This is a genomic window from Kitasatospora sp. NBC_00240, from assembly GCF_026342405.1.
Classification (GTDB): Bacteria; Actinomycetota; Actinomycetes; order Streptomycetales; family Streptomycetaceae; genus Kitasatospora.
In genome coordinates this window covers 599,510-617,774 of the sequence record NZ_JAPEMU010000001.1, presented here as the reverse complement: position 1 = coordinate 617,774, position 18,265 = coordinate 599,510, and the positions used below count along the sequence as shown (strand labels likewise).

The 18,265-nt window shown below is 72.2% G+C and carries 16 protein-coding genes; 6 read left to right on the top strand and 10 right to left on the bottom strand.

The window, feature by feature from the left end; translation table 11 throughout:
• Nucleotides 1-39 precede the first annotated feature (39 nt).
• Nucleotides 40-1,194, top strand: coding sequence for an NAD(P) transhydrogenase subunit alpha (locus OG689_RS02685; RefSeq protein WP_266317131.1), 1,155 nt, complete (start codon nt 40-42; stop codon nt 1,192-1,194).
• A 4-nt stretch (nt 1,195-1,198) separates the two neighbouring features.
• Here the strand turns inward: OG689_RS02685 and OG689_RS02680 are convergent, their stop codons facing one another.
• From OG689_RS02680 to OG689_RS02660, 5 genes are all read right to left on the bottom strand, one after another.
• Entirely contained in the window at nt 1,199-1,810 is a 612-nt protein-coding gene (locus OG689_RS02680; RefSeq protein WP_266317130.1) for a hypothetical protein, read from the bottom strand.
• Nucleotides 1,811-2,067: 257 nt separating this feature from the next.
• On the bottom strand, nt 2,068-2,601 hold the full coding sequence (locus OG689_RS02675; RefSeq protein ID WP_266317129.1) for a flavodoxin domain-containing protein: 534 nt from the start codon (nt 2,599-2,601) through the stop codon (nt 2,068-2,070).
• A gap of 249 nt (nt 2,602-2,850) precedes the next feature.
• Nucleotides 2,851-3,093 (bottom strand): DUF1918 domain-containing protein, encoded by a 243-nt coding sequence (locus OG689_RS02670; RefSeq protein ID WP_266317128.1) that lies wholly within the window; start codon nt 3,091-3,093, stop codon nt 2,851-2,853.
• Between the two features lie 493 nt (nt 3,094-3,586).
• Complete coding sequence (locus OG689_RS02665; RefSeq protein ID WP_266317127.1) at nt 3,587-4,063, bottom strand: CBS domain-containing protein; 477 nt, start codon at nt 4,061-4,063, stop codon at nt 3,587-3,589.
• Nucleotides 4,063-4,533 (bottom strand): DUF5994 family protein, encoded by a 471-nt coding sequence (locus tag OG689_RS02660; protein ID WP_266317126.1) that lies wholly within the window; start codon nt 4,531-4,533, stop codon nt 4,063-4,065. Before OG689_RS02660 ends, OG689_RS02665 begins: the two co-directional genes overlap by 1 nt.
• A 349-nt stretch (nt 4,534-4,882) precedes the next feature.
• Here OG689_RS02660 and OG689_RS02655 point away from each other — a divergent pair, with 349 nt between their 5' ends.
• Entirely contained in the window at nt 4,883-6,184 is a 1,302-nt protein-coding gene (locus OG689_RS02655; RefSeq protein WP_266317124.1) for a PP2C family protein-serine/threonine phosphatase, read from the top strand.
• 53 nt (nt 6,185-6,237) lie between these two features.
• Here OG689_RS02655 and OG689_RS02650 read toward each other — a convergent pair whose 3' ends face one another.
• Entirely contained in the window at nt 6,238-6,600 is a 363-nt protein-coding gene (locus OG689_RS02650; RefSeq protein ID WP_266317122.1) for a hypothetical protein, read from the bottom strand.
• Nucleotides 6,601-6,982: 382 nt separating this feature from the next.
• Here OG689_RS02650 and OG689_RS02645 point away from each other — a divergent pair, with 382 nt between their 5' ends.
• The 4 genes from OG689_RS02645 (at nt 6,983) to OG689_RS02630 (ending at nt 12,425) form a co-directional block, all read left to right on the top strand.
• The gene (locus tag OG689_RS02645; protein WP_266317121.1) at nt 6,983-7,819 is read left to right on the top strand and encodes an SDR family oxidoreductase; all 837 of its coding nucleotides are present in this window, start codon (nt 6,983-6,985) and stop codon (nt 7,817-7,819) included.
• Between the two features lie 188 nt (nt 7,820-8,007).
• Nucleotides 8,008-9,474 carry a cytochrome ubiquinol oxidase subunit I gene (locus tag OG689_RS02640; RefSeq protein WP_266317119.1) on the top strand — a complete coding sequence of 489 codons (1,467 nt, stop codon included), beginning with the start codon at nt 8,008-8,010 and terminating at the stop codon, nt 9,472-9,474.
• Nucleotides 9,471-10,490 (top strand): cytochrome d ubiquinol oxidase subunit II, encoded by a 1,020-nt coding sequence (locus OG689_RS02635; protein ID WP_266317118.1) that lies wholly within the window; start codon nt 9,471-9,473, stop codon nt 10,488-10,490. The genes OG689_RS02640 and OG689_RS02635 overlap by 4 nt, the downstream gene beginning before the upstream one ends.
• A gap of 168 nt (nt 10,491-10,658) precedes the next feature.
• Complete coding sequence (locus OG689_RS02630; protein ID WP_266317117.1) at nt 10,659-12,425, top strand: cation:proton antiporter; 1,767 nt, start codon at nt 10,659-10,661, stop codon at nt 12,423-12,425.
• Nucleotides 12,426-12,508: 83 nt separating this feature from the next.
• Here the strand turns inward: OG689_RS02630 and OG689_RS02625 are convergent, their stop codons facing one another.
• The 4 genes from OG689_RS02625 to OG689_RS02610 form a co-directional block, all read right to left on the bottom strand.
• A complete protein-coding gene (locus tag OG689_RS02625; protein WP_266317115.1) occupies nt 12,509-14,089 on the bottom strand; it encodes a GMC family oxidoreductase in 1,581 nt (526 codons plus the stop codon).
• Nucleotides 14,090-14,151: 62 nt separating this feature from the next.
• A complete protein-coding gene (locus tag OG689_RS02620) occupies nt 14,152-15,093 on the bottom strand; it encodes a cyclase family protein (RefSeq protein WP_266317113.1) in 942 nt (313 codons plus the stop codon).
• Between the two features lie 20 nt (nt 15,094-15,113).
• Nucleotides 15,114-16,934 (bottom strand): glycoside hydrolase family 15 protein, encoded by a 1,821-nt coding sequence (locus OG689_RS02615; RefSeq protein ID WP_266317112.1) that lies wholly within the window; start codon nt 16,932-16,934, stop codon nt 15,114-15,116.
• 150 nt (nt 16,935-17,084) lie between these two features.
• The gene (locus tag OG689_RS02610) at nt 17,085-18,038 is read right to left on the bottom strand and encodes a 2-hydroxyacid dehydrogenase (protein ID WP_266317110.1); all 954 of its coding nucleotides are present in this window, start codon (nt 18,036-18,038) and stop codon (nt 17,085-17,087) included.
• Nucleotides 18,039-18,265: the final 227 nt, after the last annotated feature.

Below are 18,265 nucleotides of genomic sequence, written 5' to 3'. Positions count from 1 at the left end.
GGAACATACTGGTTCTGTCGGCCGGCCCGGGAGGCAGCGATGACGATCACGGCGGTGGGAGTGCTCCGCGAGACCACGCCTGGCGAGCGCAGAGTGGCCCTCGTGCCCGAACTGGTGCCGGCCGTGGGCCGCCTGGGCATGAGGGTCCTGGTGGAGCCCGGCGCCGGCGCCCTCGTCGGCTACCACGATGCCGACTACCGCGCCGCAGGGGCCACGGTGGTGGGGCGGACCGAGGTGCTGCGCCACGCGGACGTGCTGCTCGGTGTTCACCCGCCGAACGTCGACCCGGTGCGTGCGCTGCGCCCCGGTCAGGTACTGGCGGCGATGCTGCGACCCCTCCGGATCCCGTACCTGGTCCGGCAGTGGGCGGACCGGGGCGTGACGGCGATCGGCCTCGACCTGGCGCCCGACCTGCCCGCGGCGTACCCGCTGGACGCCGAGGCCTCGCAGGCCAGGGTGGCCGGCTACCGGGCCGTACTCGTGGCCGCAGGGCGGCTGAGCCGCTGCCTGCCGCCCTGGGGTACGGCGGACGGGTTCTTCGACCCGGTCCGGGTACTGGTGGTCGGGGCTGGACACGCGGGCCTCCAGGCGATCGACACCGCCCGTCGGCTGGGCGCGCCGGTCGACGTGGTCGAACCGCGTCAACGCGAGCGTGTGGCCGCCGCCGCACTGGGAGCCCACCTGGTGGACCTGCCAGAGCTGCGCCCGGTTGTGGACGACCGGGCGCAGCTGGAGGCCGTCGACTCCAAACGTCCGGCATGGGCTGCGGGGGTGGCTGAGGCCGCCGCTCGGTGCGACATCGTGGTGACGGCCCTGGTCATGCCAGGAGTGCGGCCCCCTGTCCTGTTCCGCACGGTAACGGTGGCGCGGCTGCGGCCGGGCTCGGTGCTGGTGGACCTGGCGTCCGGTCCGGAGGGCGGAAACATCGAGGGCAGCCTGCCGGACACCACGACGCTGGTCGGTGACGGGGTCACGGTGATCGGAGCCGGTGAGTTTGCGGCGCAGGTACCCGAGACCGCTTCGCATGCCTATGCCCACAACGCGTTGGCACTGGTCGACCGCCTGTCGCACACCCGTTCGCTCGCGGGTGACCCGGTATTCGGCCCGATGCTGGTGACCGACCGCGGCGCCGTTCGCCACGGGCCCACCGGCCTGCTGCTGGCGGAGGTTCTGGCGGCCGCAGGCCTTCCGTAGACCCTCATCCGCCGACCTGGGAGAACAGCACGGCGTGTCGGGCGATCGAGCCGGCCCGGTCGGCGCACTGCTGGTAGCAGCAGCACAGCATCACGAGGTCGGTGACATCGACCGGATCGGTCGCCGCCTCGCGGAGCAGCAGCTCGTACAGCAGCCGCTGCCGTTGCCCCACGTCGTGCAGTCCGCTCAGAGTGTCGGCGACCTCCTCGGGTGCCCCGGACTCCAGGACGTCGGCGGAGCGCGCGACCAGACCCAGGGTCGCCTCGGCGAGCCCGCGCAGGGGAGCACGCAGCCGTGCGCCGATACGTGCCCGCTCCTGACGGGACCAGGCCGCCTCCAGCAGCCGCTGGGCCAGCCCTCCGAGTGCCTCCACCTCGCACCCCACGTGTACGCCCACGACGACCCCGGCCCTGCCGCCGGGCGCCAGGGCGGCGTCCTCCTCGATCCGGGTCAGGAGTTCTTCCAGGGCCTTCTCCGCGGCCGGGATCCCGTCCCGGATGTCGGCCGGGTCCGTGAGCACGGCCGACGCGCCGGCCAGCGCGGTGTGTGCCAGCCGCACCAGACCGGCGAGCTCGCGGACCAGCGCGCGGTACCCGTCGTCCCCGCCGTCAGCCATCTGTTCACTCCCGTCCTCCAGCCCCTGGACCAGTTTCGCTCCATCGCTGCCGGGCCGCCTCGGCCACGCCGGGTCCGTCACGCCGGGTCCGTCGCGTCCGGGGACGTTCCGGGCAGCTCCGGTCCGCGACGCTCCAGGTGACGGTGGTCGCGGTTTCGCCGAGGCTCGTGCGGGCCGTGCCTCGGCCTCGCCGGCACCGGAGGCCCGGGCCGGCACCGGACGATCCGACCCGGTCGGTCCGCGCCGGACGGTCGGGCTCAGACCAGTCCGGCGCCCCAGGCCCGGGCGCGGTCGAGCTCGCCGGCGCGCAGGGGACCGTCGTTGCCCTCCACGATGAAACCCTCCGGTTCGGCGACCACGTCGTAGTGGTGGTGGGAGAGCCGGTGGGCGATGCCATTGGCCGCGCCGCCGGACCGGGGCATGGCGACGCGGGTGTCGAAGGCGGCGGCGTAGGTCCCGGGCTCGGTCGTAGGGAGGTCATGGAACCAGGCCCGCAGGCCCGGTCCCTCGACGGTCTCCCGCGCTTCGGCGGCGGCCTCTTCGCGGCCCTCCTTGTGCCCCTCGGCCGAAGCGGCCATCCGGCGGCTGAGGCCGGAGGACATGCCGTGCATGTGGGTCGGTCCGCCCACCACCAACAGGTCTGCTGAGCGGGTGGCGTCGGTGGTGGCCTCAGCCACCGGGATGCAGTCAACGGCCGCTGCGGGGTCGGCCTGGTGGACGCCTTCGGCGATCGCCTCGGCGATCTCCCGGGTGTTGCCGTACATGCTCTCGTACACGATCACGGTGTGCATCGTTGCAGCCTTTCGTTACCGTCAGGTTCGCTCTGGAACTTCTGTGTGCGGGTGGCTGTTCGGCTCGGGTCGGCCGCCGGACTGGCACGCCGGCGGCACGTGGTGAATCGCGACCGGGCAGCACCCGTGGTGGATCACTGCGCGCGTGACCGGGCCGAGGACAGCTCCGCGCGGCGCGGCAGGCCGAGGAGAACTGTCCCGGTGGCAGAACTCCCGGGCCGTGGGGCCACCGCTCAGCCGGCGGACAGGTCAGTCGGCGAACAGGTGCGGCTGGGGCACTACGGACTCGGGACCCTTGCGCTCTTGGTCGAACTGGTGGATTCGGGCGTCCGGCCCTGGGAAGTACTCGGTCACCCGGCCGTCCTCCGACCAGCGGACGTCATACGGGGGGCTCCCGTCCGGATGGTGCAGGGCGACGATCTCGCCGTCCCTACGGGCCGCGCCCGGCCTCGTGCCTTGGACGATGATGCGGTCTCCCACGGCGGCTCTCATGCCGTCCTCCCTGGTTCGGCGCAGTGCGGGGACGTTGCCCGGTTCTCCGTACTTCCATGGCACCACCCGGTGAGGGGACCCGTCAGGTGCCGAACGGTCCCAGGCACTGGGCCCGACCGGCCCAGTGCGTGCGGGCCGCCGTCGGTGAGGTTGGCCGCTTGTGCGACGGCCTCCGGCAGGACACGGGGTCGGTGAGTTTCCAGGACCGTCGCGTCCAGTGCCGGTCCCTGCGAGCGGACGGTGCGGAACAGCGCTGCGGAGGTCCGGGGGATCGCCCGGGCGCGCCGCGGGCCGTGCGCTCCACTGGTGGGGACCGCATCCGGCGGCTCGTTACGTTCGCCGCGCCGAGGTGGGTCGTCGTCGGGTCCGGCGGACCCGCCCGGTGGTCCGCACCGCCGGGCTGCGGATGCCGGAGGGGGACAGGGCGGCGCAGGTCGTCCGCCGACGGACGTTCCGGGATGCTGCTCCTGGAACGTCCGTCGGGTCGGCGGTGTCAGGCCCGAGTCCGGGGGAGGAGCCCGACGGTGTAGCCGTCGTCGTCGACGACCGGCCATGCTTCCAGGTCTCGGATGCGCATGGCGGTCGCGGCGGTGTCGGCGGCCATGGACGCGTGCGCGAACGGGCCGCGGTCGTGGACGATGTCGTCCACCGAGGTGCTGCAGATGTCGTTGCCCCGGCGGTAGGGGTGGTCGCCCCGGCGGTAGGGGCCGAGCTGAGCGCTGGTCAGCAGCCCCGCGCAGCGGCCGTCGTGCCCGCGGACCAGCATGTGGCCCACGTGGGCGCTGCGGAGGATGTCGATCGCCGTGTCGATCAGAACGTCGTCACTGATCTGCAGATCCGGCAGGTTCATCCGGTCCTGGACCGTGGCGCGGTGCTCGCCGACGGCAGTGCCGGCCACCGCGGTGCCGTGGCCGGGCACGTGCTGCCCCGGGCTGAAGGGTTTCACCGGGAACGGCTGGTAGTCGGTCATCAGTCCGCTCCTCGCACGATGTGCGCCGGCGGCCCGGCCGCCAGCAGGTCGCTGGCGGTGAGGGTGTTCGCGGGGTCGGCTGCGCTGGCCATCAGCTCGGCGGCCGCGGCTTCGTCGGTGCGCGGCGGGATCACCAGCAGGTCCAGGCGAAGCGGTGCGTAGGAGCGAACCATGATCTCGTTGGGATCCTGTTCCTGCTGGAACCAGCCGGCATGGACGACGTGTCCGGCCACCGGGATCCGCGGGGGAATGACGGGCCAGTGCGCGGGATTGAGGGTGACCCGGGTCACCCGGCCCCAGCGCCCGTCCAGTTCCTTCGCGAGGGACGGGAGTTCGGCGAGAAGGTCGTCAGACCGGGGCCACCAGGCACCGTCCAGCCGACCTGCCGCGGCGCCGTCGGGCGTGAGCGTCAGACGTAGTGGTGCTGCGGGCGTCCGTGGGGTGTTCACACGGTCGAAGGTCACGGTCATGTCCCGGACCTGTCCCCGGGTCCATTCACATGGGCCCGGCATTGTCGGTCTCCGGAGACGAAGCCGGATCGGGGTCCGGCCTGCGATGTGCCTTCGGTGACTCCCAGGATACTCCGGTGCGGCGCCCGACCCACCATGCCTCCTGGGCCCACCGTGCCTCCCGGGGCCCACCGTGCTTCCCGGGCCCACCATGCGTCCCGGGGCCCACCAAACTCCCCGGGGCCGGCCGACGAGCGGCTGCGGCCCCGCCGCGGTGAGGACCGGAAAGCGGGCCCTGCGGCCACATCGATGGCCCGCCACCTGCGTGTTGGGCGGGGGACCGGTCGTGGGTGTGGTGGAGTGGGCGACTATGGCAGAGGCTGATGGGCGGCCCGACAGGGTCGTGGTGGACCGGTCGGAGGGGTTCGGTGAGCGGCTGCTCGGGGTGCTGCTGGACCGGGCGCACGAGATGCCGCCGCAGCTGATCGCCCCGTTGATCGCCGAGGAGGTCGGCATCGTCGGGGGCCGGGAGGTCTCGATCCTGTTGCAGGACTACGAGCAGCTGATGCTGGTCCCGCTGCCCGGGCGCCGGTTGAGGGTGGGGGAGCCCCAGCCGATCGACGCCTCCCCCGCCGGCACGGCTTTTCTGCGCGCGACGGCGGTCGAGGTGGCGCAGCCCGACGGGGTGCGGATGTACCTTCCGTTGCTGGACGGCAGTGACCAGGTGGGGATTCTCGCCCTGACGCTGGACACCGTGGACGACGACGACCGGCGGCTGCTGCGGCGGCTGGCCGGTCTGGTGGCCGACATGCTGGTCACCAAGAACGGGTACACCGACGAGTTCTTCAGGGCGCGTCGGCTCGCTCCGATGACGACCGCCGCGGAGATCCAGTGGTCGTTGCTGCCGCCGTTGACGATGTCCACCCCGCAGGTCGAGGTCGCCGGGATCCTGGAGCCCGCCTACCAGGTGGCCGGGGACAGCTTCGACTACGCGCTGAACGGCGAGGTCCTGCATGTGGCCGTGATCGACGCGATGGGCCACGGGCTGGACGCGGCGGTGATGGCGACGGTCGCCATCGGGGCCTACCGGCACTCCCGGCGCTCGGGCATCGGGCTCGCGGAGACCTACGCCTTCATGGACGCGGCGATCGCCGAGCAGTTCGGGCCCGAGCAGTTCGTCACCGCGCACATGATGCAGCTCAACGTCGCCTCGGGTCGCCTGCAGTGGGTCAACGCCGGTCATCCGGCGCCGCTGCTGATCCGCGACCACGACGTGGTCCAGCAGCTGAAGGGCCCCACGACCTTGCCGGTCGGCTTCGGCGGGGAGCAGCCGCGGATCAGCGAACAGCAGCTGCGGCGTGGTGACCGGGTGCTGTTCTTCACCGACGGTCTCGTGGAGGAGCACCTGGCCGGCGGTGAGCAGTTCGGCGAGGAGCAGCTGATCGAGATCGTTGCCCGGGTGGGGCGTGCGCAGGTCGGCCTGCGGTCGACGGTGCGGGAACTGTCACACACCCTGAAGCGGGAGCGCGGCGGAGTCACCAGTGACGACGCGACGCTCTTCCTGGTCGAGTGGCGCGGCGGTAGCGCCGACCACCTCGCCACGGCCTCCTGGGACGACGGCCGCGGCACACCCCTCCCGGAAGGGCAGGCAGCACCCGGAACCAGGGCCTGACCACCTGACCGTCAACGGGACGACACGGTCTCCGGAGATCGGTCGGGTGTCGCTCAGAGGCCGGCGGCTGCGCGGACGGCCCGTGCGGTGGCGGCGGGATCCGGGTCGGTGACGGCCAGGCGGGCGCAGGGCGAGGGACCTTCCAGATCGACGCAGACGACCGGCCGGCGACCTCGGGCTCGGACGGCGGCGAAGTCCGTCCCCCCGGGATACGTACGGGTGCCGATGGACAGGACGCCGGGAATCCACGTGCCGCGTCCACGCATGCCGCGCAGGGCACGCCACCAGTCGGGTTCCACGGTCACCTGACGGATCGCGGACACCGGTACCCGGACGTCACGGCGATGCGCCGCCGGCCTTTCCCACCACGACAGGGCGACGACGAGCTCGTCGCCCTCCACCACGAGCCTTGCCATCGCTCCTCCGTGTTGCTTTCCGGCTGTGCGCCCGTGACCATCCGATGTGCCCTGCGGCAAGGCATCCGGGACATCCGCATACTGCCATCCGCATCCCGCTCCGGCCGCGAGCCCGCGCCGTCCCGTCGAGTTGGCGCTCGTCGAAATCCCGAGGCGGATCGCCGTTGCTCAAGGCCTGCCTCGCCGGGCCGCCGCCTCGGCCGCGCTGCTCACCCGCGTGTGGAGCGGGTCGGGACCAGGCGGCGCGCCGCTCCGCTGGGCCGTTCGAGGGGCGCCGCCTGCTCGAACGGACGAGTGGTGCGAGCCGTGGGTCCCAGGACGGGCTGTGGTCGAGGAGTGTTGTCCGTCGGTGCCGGCGTGCGGCCGATGACGGGAGAGATCAGTGAGCTCAGCAGTGGATCAGGGCCGGTGGCCCGTGCCGCCGATCCTGCGGGGGCAGAAGGCCCTGGTGACGGGGGCGAACTCCGGCATCGGGAAGGCGACCGCGATCGGTCTCGGCCGGGCCGGCGCCGACGTGGTGGTGAACTACGTCTTCGGGCCGGAGGCCGCCGAGGAGGTGGTCGAGGAGATCAAGTCCTTCGGTGTGCGGGCCTACGCCCACGAGGCGGACGTCTCCCAGGAGGACCAGGTCGTCGCGATGGTCGACCGGATGGTCCAGGAGTTCGGCACCATCGACATCATGGTGGCCAACGCAGGCCTGCAGCGGGACGCCGCCGTCACCGAGATGACCGTCGCCCAGTGGCAGAAGGTGCTGGACGTCAACCTCACCGGTCAGTTCCTGTGCGCCCGGGAGGCGGCGAAGGAGTTCGTCCGCCGGGGCGTCGTGCCGGAGGTGTCCCGCTCGGCCGGGAAGATCGTCTGCATGAGCTCGGTGCACCAGATCATCCCCTGGTCGGGCCACGTGAACTACGCCTCCTCCAAGGGCGGTGTCCTGATGATGATGCAGACGCTGGCGCAGGAGCTGGCCCCGCAGGGGATCCGGGTCAACGCGGTGGCGCCCGGTGCCATCCGCACCCCGATCAACAAGTCCGCCTGGGACACCCCCGAGGCCGAGGCGGACCTGCTGCGGCTGATCCCGTACCGCCGGGTCGGCGACCCCGTGGACATCGCCAACGCGGTGACCGTGCTGGCCTCCGACCTGATGGACTACGTCGTCGGCACCACCCTCTACGTCGACGGCGGGATGACCCTCTTCCCCGGCTTCGCCACCGGAGGCTGACCGCACCGTGGAAGACCACGTGACACCCCGCCGGGTGGTGACTCCCGGCGGGGGCTTCGCCGGCCTCCTCGCGGTTCGGGCCCCGCGCAGCGCCCCGGTCGCGGTCACGCCGGTCGACCGCTGCGCACACCCGGGCAGCGCGGTTCGCCGGCCCTTCCCGTCACCCGATCCGAGCCATCGAGGCCCGTATGAGCACCACAGCACACCTGTTGGCCGAAACCCCCGCGCAGCTGCTCCCCGCCCGGGAGCTGATGGCGTTCACCCTGGCCTCCCACATCATGCTGGTGCCGTTCGGTGTGGCACTGCCGTTCATCACGCTGCTCATGCACCACCGCGGTCTGCGGAAGGCCGACCCGACCGCCATGCTGCTGGCCCGTCGGTGGTCGGCCGTGATGGCCGTGCAGTTCGCCGTCGGCATCGTCACCGGCACGGTGCTCTCGTTGGAGTTCGGCCTGCTGTGGCCCGGCATGATGGGCCGCTGGGGTGATGTCTTCGGCCTCGGCTTCGGCGTCGAGGGGTGGGCGTTCTTCCTGGAGGCGATCCTGATCGCCATCTACCTGTACGGCTGGCGCCGGCTGAAGCCCTGGACGCACTTCTGGCTGGGCGTGCCGCTTCCGCTCACGGCGCTGATGGGCGCGTTCGGCATCATCGCCGCCAACTCCTGGATGAACACCCCGCAGGGCTTCACCCTCGACTCCTCCGGCAGACCGGTGAACGTCAGCGTCCAACAGGCGATCTTCACCCCCATGTTCGGCCCGGAGTACTGGCACTTCGTGGTGGCGATGTTCCTCACCGCCGGATACGTGGTGGCCGGGGTGTACGCGGTCGGCTGGCTGCGCGGCCGCCGTGACCGCTACCACCGGCTCGGCTTCACCGTGCCGTTCACCGTCGCCGCGATCCTCACCCCCCTGCAGTTCTTCCTCGGGGACAACATCGCGCGGCAGATCTTCCACAAGCAGCCGATCAAGTTCGCGGCCGCCGAGCTGGTCTGGGACACCGACACCCACGTGCCGGAGTACCTGTTCGGGCGCCTCCAGGAGGACGGCACTGTCAAGGGCGGCCTCAAGATCCCCCAACTCGACTCCATCCTCGCCGGGTTCACGCCGGACACGCAGGTCACCGGGCTCAGCTCGGTGGCCGCCGACGACCGCCCCACGGCCACCCAGGCGACCATCACCCACTGGGCCTTCGACATCATGGCGACCATCGGCAGCGTCCTGATCCTGCTGGCGCTCTGGTACGCCTGGTGCTGGTGGCGACGCCGCGACCTGCCGAAGTCCCGGTGGTTCTTCCGCTGCGCCGCCGCCGCCGGCGTCGCCAGCGTGATCACCGTGGAATGCGGCTGGATCACCACCGAGGTCGGCCGCCAGCCCTGGATCGTCTACCAGAACATGCGCGTCTCCGAGGCCGTCACCCCCACCGGCGCCGCCTCCCTGTGGACGATGTTCGGCATCGTCGTCACGGTCTACGTGCTCGTCCTCGGTTCCTTCCTCGCCGTGCTGCTCAAGATGCGCACCCGCTGGCGCCTCGCCGACGCGGGCTCCGCCCGGGCCCACGCGGAGGGCCCGGAGACGGACACCCCCTACGGCCCACGCCCGGAACCGGCCACCACCACCGGCCCGGGCGAGAACCGAGCACCCGGGAGCGACCTGTGACCGCCACCGTCGTCGCCTGGATCCTGCTGCTCGCGGTCGCCGCCTACGCCTGCGGCGGCGGCGTCGACTACGGCGCCGGGTTCTGGGATCTCCTCGCCGGCGGCGCCGAGCGCGGAAAGCGCCCGCGCTGGCTGGTCGACCACGCCATGGCCCCCGTCTGGGAGGTCAACAACGTCTGGCTGATCTTCACCCTGGTCGTCATGTGGACCGGCTTCCCGGTCTTCTTCCAGACCGTCTTCACCGCGCTGTGGCTGCCGCTCGCGCTCGCGGCCGTCGGCATGGTGCTGCGCGGCGCCGGTTTCGCCCTGCGCAAACCCACCAGGCGCCTCGCGGCCCGCCGGATCTACGGCGCCGTGTTCGCCGTCTCGTCGCTGCTCACCCCGTTCTTCCTGGGCACGGTCATCGGCGGGGTGGCCTCCGGACGGGTCTCGCCCGGCACCACCGCCTCGGCCGACGCCTGGGCCAACACCACGTCGATCATGGCCGGCCTGATCACCGTCGCCGCCACCGCCTTCCTGGGCGCGGTCTTCCTCACGGTGGACGCCCGCCGTTTCGAGGCCCACGACCTCGTCGGCTACTTCCGGCTCCGCGCCCGGATCGCCGCCGCAGTGCTGCTGGCCCTGGGGGTGATCGGCCTGGTGGTGACCGACCCGCACGCGAGCTACGTCCACCACGGGCTCACCCACGGCGCCGGACTGGCTCTCGTCATCGCCGCCGTGGTGGCCCTCGCGCTTTCGGTGTGGCTGGTCGCCGGCCAGGCCGCCGGCTGGGCGCGGTACAGCTCGGTGGCCGTCGTGGCACTGCTGGTCGCCGCCTGGGGCTTCGCCCAACGGCCCTACCTGGTACCCACCTCGCTGACCGTCCAGCAGGGCGCGGGGGCTGACGCACCGCTCCAGTGGATGCTCGTCGTCGCCGCCGTCGCCCTCGTGTTCATCGGCCCGGCCCTCGTCGTCCTCTACCGCCTCGACACCCATGGCGTGCTGGAGCCCCTCACCGACGAGGACGTGGCCGAATGACCGCTGACCGCGGCGAGCGGTGAGCATGGTTCCCGACCTTCCACGGCTCGGCCTTCCGCCTGCTCGCCGGCGCCGGCCTGCCGGCGATGCGGGTCTGCGCCACCCTCTCGCCCGAGGTCGAGCATCCACCAACTCGTCACGTGGGACGGCCTCGAAGGAAGGACGGCGATGACAACAAGTCAGATCCTGCTCGGCACCTCGCTGATCGTGGCCCTGGCCGTCGGGTCCCAGCTGGTGGCGAGCCTGCTGCGGGTCCCGGCGATCCTCCTCCTGCTGCCGGCCGGATTCGTCGCGGGCACGCTGACCGACGTCGTCAATCCCGAGAATCTGCTGGGCCCCGCGTTCTCCCCCCTGGTCTCCCTCGCCGTCGCGGTGATCCTCTACGACGCGGGACTCGGACTCGACCTTCGCCACCTCAAGGGCCACAACCGCAGGGTCGTGGTCCGGCTGATCTGGATCGGGGCGCTGGTCACCTGGGTGTCGGCGGCCCTGCTCGCCGTCCCCGTCATCGGCATGTCGCTGAGCGCCGCCGTGATGCTGGGCGCGATCCTCGTCGTCAGCGGCCCGACCGTCGTCGGGCCGCTGCTCAACTTCGTCCGCCCGACCGAACGGCTGCAGCGCGTCCTCGTCTGGGAGGGCTCCCTGATCGACCCGCTCGGCGGCATCCTCGGGGCCCTCGTCTTCCACGGCGTCCTGGCCGGCGGACAACACGGCCTCGCCAGCCAGATCGGCAAGTTCTGCGGCAGCGCGGCCGTCGGGCTGGCCGGCGGCGCCGTCGGGGCCGCACTGCTCTGGCTGCTGCTGCGCCGCCTCACCCTCGACGAGGTCCTCGGCACCACGGTCCAACTCGGCGCCGTGGTCGCGGTGGCAGGAGTCTGCGACGCCTTCCGGGACGACACCGGGCTGATCGCCGCCGTCGTCATGGGGATGGCCCTGGCCAATCTGCCGGGGCTGGACATCCCGGCCCGCCGGCCCTTCTTCGAGACGCTGGTCTCGCTGATCATCGGCCTGCTGTTCATCTCCATCTCGGCCACCGTCACCCCGCAGTCCCTGCGCCACGTGGCACTGCCCGCCCTCGGCCTGGTCGCCGTCCTCGTCGTGGTGGTCAGACCCCTGGTGGCGCTGCTCGCCACCGCCCGGACCGACGTCACCTTCCGGGAACGCTGGTTCATCGGCTGGATGGCGCCGCGCGGCATCGTCGCCGCGGCCACCGCCTCCACCTTCTCCGTCGCACTCGTTCAAGCCGGCATCGGCGGCGCGGAGAAGATCCTTCCGGCCACCTTCGTGGTGATCGTCGCGACCGTGATGGTGTACGGCCTGACGGCGCTCCCGGTCGCCCGGCGGCTGGGCGTGCGCCGCTCGGCGCGCTCGCGCCCGCTGCTGGTCGGCGGCGACCCCTGGGTGGTCGAGCTGGGCCGCGCCCTGCGCTCGGCGGGCCTGGACGTGCTCATGTGGGCGGGCCTCGACCGCCAGCGACGCAGCATCACCGACGCCGGTCTGGACCTGGCCCCCGGCGAACTGCTCGCCGCCGCCAGCGGTGCGGGCGCCGAGTTGGAGGGCATCACGGATGTCCTGCTGCTCACGGACGAGGACGATTTCAACGCCCTCGCCTTCATGACGCTCAAGGAGACGGTCGAGGGGCCCGTCCACCGCCTGGCGCCGCCCACCCGAAGCCATGGCGTGGTCGCCCCCTACACGGGCAGCGAGGCGCTGTTCGGCCACGGTCTCAACCGGCCCGAACTGGCCCATCGGTACGCGGACGGTGCCCGCATCGTCACCCACCGGGTCGAGGGGGACATCCCGGCCGGACACGAGGTGCTGTTCGTGGTGCGGCCGGACGGAAAGCTCACCGCGGCCACCGAGACCGGCGCGCCGACGGCCGGCGCCGGCGACACCGCCATCCTGCTGACACCCTCGGCCGGTTCCTTGAAGTAGCCCCGCGGGCGCGCGCGTCGGCAGGATCGCGCCGGAGGTCCGGGACGATCCTGCCGACGTGCGGGCGGCTCGGCCGGAACCGCTCAGCGGAGGCGTTCGGCGATGTGGTCGCCGACGCGCAGGGCGTTGGCGATCGCGGTGAGGGACGGGTTCACGGCGCCGATGCTCGGGAAGAAGCTGGTGTCCACGACGTAGAGGTTGTCGAGGTCGTGGGCCTTGCAGTGGACGTCGAGGGCCGAGTTCGCCGGGTCGGTGCCGAACCGGACGGTGCCGGCCTGGTGGGCGGTGGCGCCGATCGGCATGCCCTTGTGCAGGTAGAGGCTGTGCGGCAGCAGGTGGTGCGGGTGCATGCCGAGCTTGCCGAGCATGCCCCGCAGCTTGTGCTGCAGCCGCTTCAGCCCCTCGATGTTGTTCTTCTCGTCGAGCGCCAGGTGGATGTCGCCGTTGTCGTCGAGCGTGACGCGGTTGCCCGGCTGGGGGAGGTCCTCACCGCAGAGCCAGAAGTCGACGGCGTGGTGGGCGAGGACCTCGAACGGCATGTCGGGGGAGGCGAGTCCGGCCCAGCGGGGTGCCTCGCCCTTGATCTGGTCGGAGTCCGACTTGCCGAGCATCTGGATGCCGCCGAGCGGGAACTCCCAGTCGTCCGCCCCGAGGTACCAGTCGTTCAGCGCAAGGGTCTTCTGGAACTGGGTGTCGTTCGGCTCCTCGGAGACCGCCATCAGCGCCAGGTTGTTGTGCCGCATGTAGTTGCGGCCGACCGTGTCGGAGCTGTTGGCCAGCCCGCGGGGGTGCTGCTCGTTCGCCGAACGCAGCAGCAGTGCGGCGGAGTTGACCGCACCGCAGGCGACCACGACGACATCGCCGCGGAAGCGTGCCTCGGAGCCGTCCTCCAGCTCGGCGACCACCGCGGTCACGGTGCGGCCACCGTCGTCCGTCTCCAGCTTCCGGACGTTGGCGCCGGTGACCATGCTGACGTTGTCGTGCTCCAACGCCGGCTCGACGCAGATCACCTCGGAGTCGGACTTCGCACGGACGAGACAGGGGAATCCGTCGACCCTGTTGCAGCGGATGCAGACGCTCTCGTGGGTCGCACCGCCCTTGGCGTCCTGGGTGAGATTGACGCCGATCGGCAGGTGGAAGGGGTGCAGGCCGTGCTTCTCCAGGTCGTCGCTGAGCTGTTGGATCCGTGGCTCGTGCTGGACGGGCGGGTACGCGTACTGGGCGCTGACCGGGCCCTCGCCCGGGTCCTCGCCGTGGTGTCCGTGGACGAGGTAGAGGTGCTCGGCCTGGGTGTAGTAGGGCTCCAGGTCCTCGTAGCGGATCGGCCAGGCGGGGGAGAGACCGCCGTGGTGGCGGATCTCGCCGAAGTCCTCGGGGCGCAGGCGGAAGAGCGCGGCTCCGTAGAACTTGGTGTTCCCGCCGACGTAGTAGTTGACCTCGGGCGGGAACCGGTCGCCGTGTTTATCGTACCAGAACTCGGGGGCGCGGTACTTGCCCTTGACGAAGACCGCGGTGGACTCCCAGTTGTCGCGCTCGCGGGGGAGGTAGCCGCCGCGTTCCAGGATGAGGATCCGCTTGCCGGTGGGCGCGAGCCGGTGCGCGAGAGTACCGCCGCCCGCGCCGGTGCCGATGATGATGACGTCGTAGTGCTGGTCGTCGGCCATGTCGGCCACCTCGATGTCGTCGGAGATGTCGTCGGAAGGGGGTCTGGCGGTGGATCGTCGGGTCAGAGGACCGCGACGGGGTTGACGGGCGATCCGGTCGCGTGGGGGAGGCGCAGCGGGGCGATCACGCACAGGAACGACCACCGGCCCTCCCGCGCGCAGACCGGTGCCAGGTCCTCGAACTGGAGGTAGTCGAGCAGGTGGAGGCCGAGCGCGTGGATCGCCAGCACGTGAACCGGGAAATCCACGCCGTCCGTGACGCTGGGGGCCGTGTCGTTGTTGCCGTCGCTGCCGAGGACCGCGACCCGGCGCTCGGCGAGCAACTCCAGGGCGGTCGGGTGCAGGCCGGCCCTGCTGTGCGCCGCGTCCCACGGGCCCTTCTCGATCCGCCTGCGCCGGTGGCCGACCCGGACGAACAGCAGGTCGCCCTCACCGGCCCGGACGTCCTGGGCCGCCTCGGCGGCGAGCAGGTCGTCGGCGGTCACGTGGTCACCGGGCTCCAGCCAGGGCACGCCGCGCAGGCGCGGGACGTCGAGCAGGACGCCCCGGCCCACGATCCCGTTGCGCGCCACCTCCACCGAGAGCGCGGTGGCGCCTTCCGGGGTGACGGTGGTGGCGGGGACGCCGCCGTACAGGGTGCCGTCGTAGACCACGTGGCACAGGGCGTCCAGGTGGCTGTCGGCGTCGCCGTGCACGTTCATGCCGAAGCGGTCGGTGGCGAAGTGCAGCCCGTGGGCGTGCTCCTCGTCCTCGGGCGGCCCGGTCAGCGTGTGGCCGGCGGGCTGCGGATTGTCGGGAGCGGGCTCGGTCTCGACCGCCGCGGCCATCGTCACCGTCAGGCCGAGGCGCACTTCGCGCGCCGCGGCCCGGACGTGCTCCGGGGTGATGCTGTCCAACGCGCCCCGGGCGCCGCCGACGGAGGCCTGCCGCAACCGCCGGTACAGGGCCGTGAACTCGTCATGGCTCTGGCGTAAGGGGCGGCTCCGCTGATGCTGCGCTCGCATGAACAACTCCTCGGGCCGGGTCAGCCGGACTGCCGGTCCAGCGCCTCGTCCAGGGTGCTGGCGGCCATGATGAGCGACAGGTGGGTGAACGCCTGTGGGAAGTTGCCCAGTTGCTCGCCGCTCGGGCCGACCTCCTCGGCGAAGAGGCCGACGTGGTTGGCGTAGGTGTGCATCTTCTCGAAGGTGTACCGCGCCGGGCGCAGACGCCCGGCGCGGGCGAGGGCGTCGACGTAGAGGAAGGTGCAGAGGCTGAACGTGCCCTCGGAGCCGCGCAGTCCGTCGGGGGAGGCGGCCGGGTCGTACCGGTAGACCAGGCTGTCGGAGACCAGGGTGCGGTCCATGGCGTCCAGGGTGGACAGCCAGGACGGGTCCCGGGGGGCGACGAAGCCGACCCGGGGCATCAGCAGCAGCGAGGCGTCCAGGACCGGGTCCCCGCCGTAGTGCTGGACGTAGGCCTGCTTGTCCTCGCTCCATCCGCGGTCCATGACCTGCAGCAGGACGGCGTCGCGGGCCTTCTTCCAGCGGTCGGTGTCGGCGGGCCGGCGGAAGTCCTCGGCCAGCCTCAGGCCGCGGTCGAAGGCGGCCCAGCACATGACCCGGCTGTAGGTGAAGTCCTGGCGGCCGCCGCGGGTCTCCCAGATGCCCTCGTCGGGGCGGTCCCAGGAGTCGGCCAGCCAGTCCAGGGTCCGGGAGAGCACCTTCCACCCCCGGTAGCCGGCCTGGCTGGCGATCTCGTGACCCTCGGACAGCGCGTAGAGGGCCTCGCCGTAGATGTCCAGCTGCAGCTGGTCGGCGGCCGCGTTGCCCAGCCGCACGGGCGCGGAACCCCGGTACCCCTCCAGGTGGCCGAGGATCTCCTCGGTCAACAGCGGTTCGCCGTCGACCCGGTACATGATCTGCAGGGGTTCGCCGTCCTTGCCGGCGGAATCGCGCAGCCGGTCCCCGAGCCAGTGGGTGAAGTCGGTCGCCTCCTCGACGAAACCGAGGTCGAGCAGGGCGCGGACGGAGAGCGAGCCGTCGCGCACCCAGGTGTAGCGGTAGTCCCAGTTCCGCTCGCCGCCGACCTGCTCGGGCAGGCCCATGGTCGCCGCGGCCACCGGCGCGCCGGTGGGGGCGTAGGTGAGGAGCTTGAGGGTGATGGCGGAGCGGTTGACCATGTCGGGCCAGCGGCCGCGGTAGTTGGAGCCGCGGACCCACTTCTGCCAGAAGTCGGCGGCCTCCCAGAGCTGTCGGGTGATGCCGTCGACGGTGGGCGGCGGAGGAGCCTCGCCGTCGGGGTCGCAGACGGTGAGGACGACCGCCGCCTCTTCCCCGATGTTCAGCGTGACGGAGCCGCGCAGGTCGTCGCCGTCACGCTCGACCGGGAAGGTGCTCCTGAGGTACGCGCGGACACCCGGCGCCTGGAAGACGGCGACATCGGGGCGCAGGTCGAGTGTGTGGGTCGCCCGGCCGTAGTCGAACCGGGGCCGGCACTCCAGGTCGAAGCGGACGGTGCCGCGAACGGTGCGGACCGTCCGGAGCAGGGTGTGCCGGTCGGTCGGGGTGCGGCTGGTGTCGGGCGGCATCCAGTCGATGACCTCGCCCACCCCGTCGGGTGACATGAAGCGGGTGACCAGCAGGGCGGTGTCGGGGTAGTACAGCTGCTTGCAGCTGGCCTCAGGGTCCGCCGACGCGATCCGGAAGTAGCCGCCCCGGTCGTGGTCGAGCAGGGCGGCGAAGATGCTCGGGGAGTCGAAGCGGGGCGCGGCGAACCAGTCGACGACGCCCCGCGAAGTCACCAGTGCGGCGGTCTGCAGGTCGCCTATGAGGCCGTGCTCGGCGATGGGCGGGTAGCGATCCATGAGCGTCCCAAGGTCGGAGCGATCCTTTGATTTCACTATCGGCCAGGGGAGGCGGACGCGCCTGTTGCGACGGTTGACCGCGTTCGTCGGCTCCCGTTCGGTGCGGCGCCACGCTGCCGCCGTCGCCCGGCCGACGTCGCGGCCGCGGCCTCAGTGACCGGGCCCGGTGACCACGTTGGCCAGCGGCGCGCCCGTGCGGTGGCGCTCCAGTTGGCTGTGGATCAGGCGCAGGGCGCGTGGCAGGAAGGCGGTGCTGTTGCCGCCCACGTGGGGGCTGATCAGGGTGCGGGGGGCGTGCCAGAGCGGGTGGCCGGGGGGAAGTGGCTCCGGGTCGGTGACGTCCAGGGCGGCGGAGAGGCGTCCGCGCTCCAGCTCCGCGAGCAGGGCGGTGGTGTCCACCACCGGCCCCCTGGCGACGTTGACCAGCAGCGCGTCGTCCTTCATCGCGGCCAGGAACCGGGCGTCCACCAGCCCCCTCGTCTGCGCCGTCAGCGGGAGGGTCAGCACCACCACGTCCGCGCGCGGTACCAGGTCCATCAGGTCGGCCAGCGGCCGGACCGGGCCTCGCGCATGGGCGCGGGCGGTGCGCGCGACCCGCAGGATGTCGCATTCGAAGGGGACGAGCCGCTCCTCGACGGCGGCGCCGATGGACCCGTGGCCGACGAGCAGGACGGTGCGGTCGGCGAGCGCGGTGGCATGGCCGCCCTGCCACACCTCGCGGTCCTGGGCCCGGACGAAGCCGGGCACGCCGCGCAGCGCGGCGAGGATCAGCGTTACCGCCAGCTCGGCGGTGCTCGCGTCATGGACACCGCGGGCGTTGCAGAGCGTCACCCCGGGGGGAACGAAGGGCAGCAGGTCGTCGACGCCGGCCGACAGGCTCTGGACGACCCGCAGCCGGGGCATCCGCTCCAGCAGCGGCAGCGCGGCGGCGGTCCGGGTGTACGGGACGACGAAGAACTCCACCGACCGGAGCACACCTTCGGGAGGCGGAGCGCCCCGGCCGTCCCAGAGGGCCGCCGCGAGGCCGGCCGCGCCGACCTGCTCGGCCGGATACGGGAGGAGGACGGCCGGTGGCCCGGCGGGTACCGCGGAGGGGCTGCTCATGGGGCGATCCCAACAGCTGTCGGGCGCCGCCGCAATCACCCGGGCCGCCGCAGCGCCCGTCCTCCCTCCTTCGGCGGCGCGGCCCCGCAGCTCCGGTTCGGACGGTTCGCCCCTGGGCCGTCCGGGCGGTTCCGGTCCGCCCGCGCGGTGGCGGACGGTCCGGTTCCGCCCGCGGTGCGGGAGGGTGCTGAGGGGGAGCCGCCCCCCCGGGTGAGGACCACGAGGAG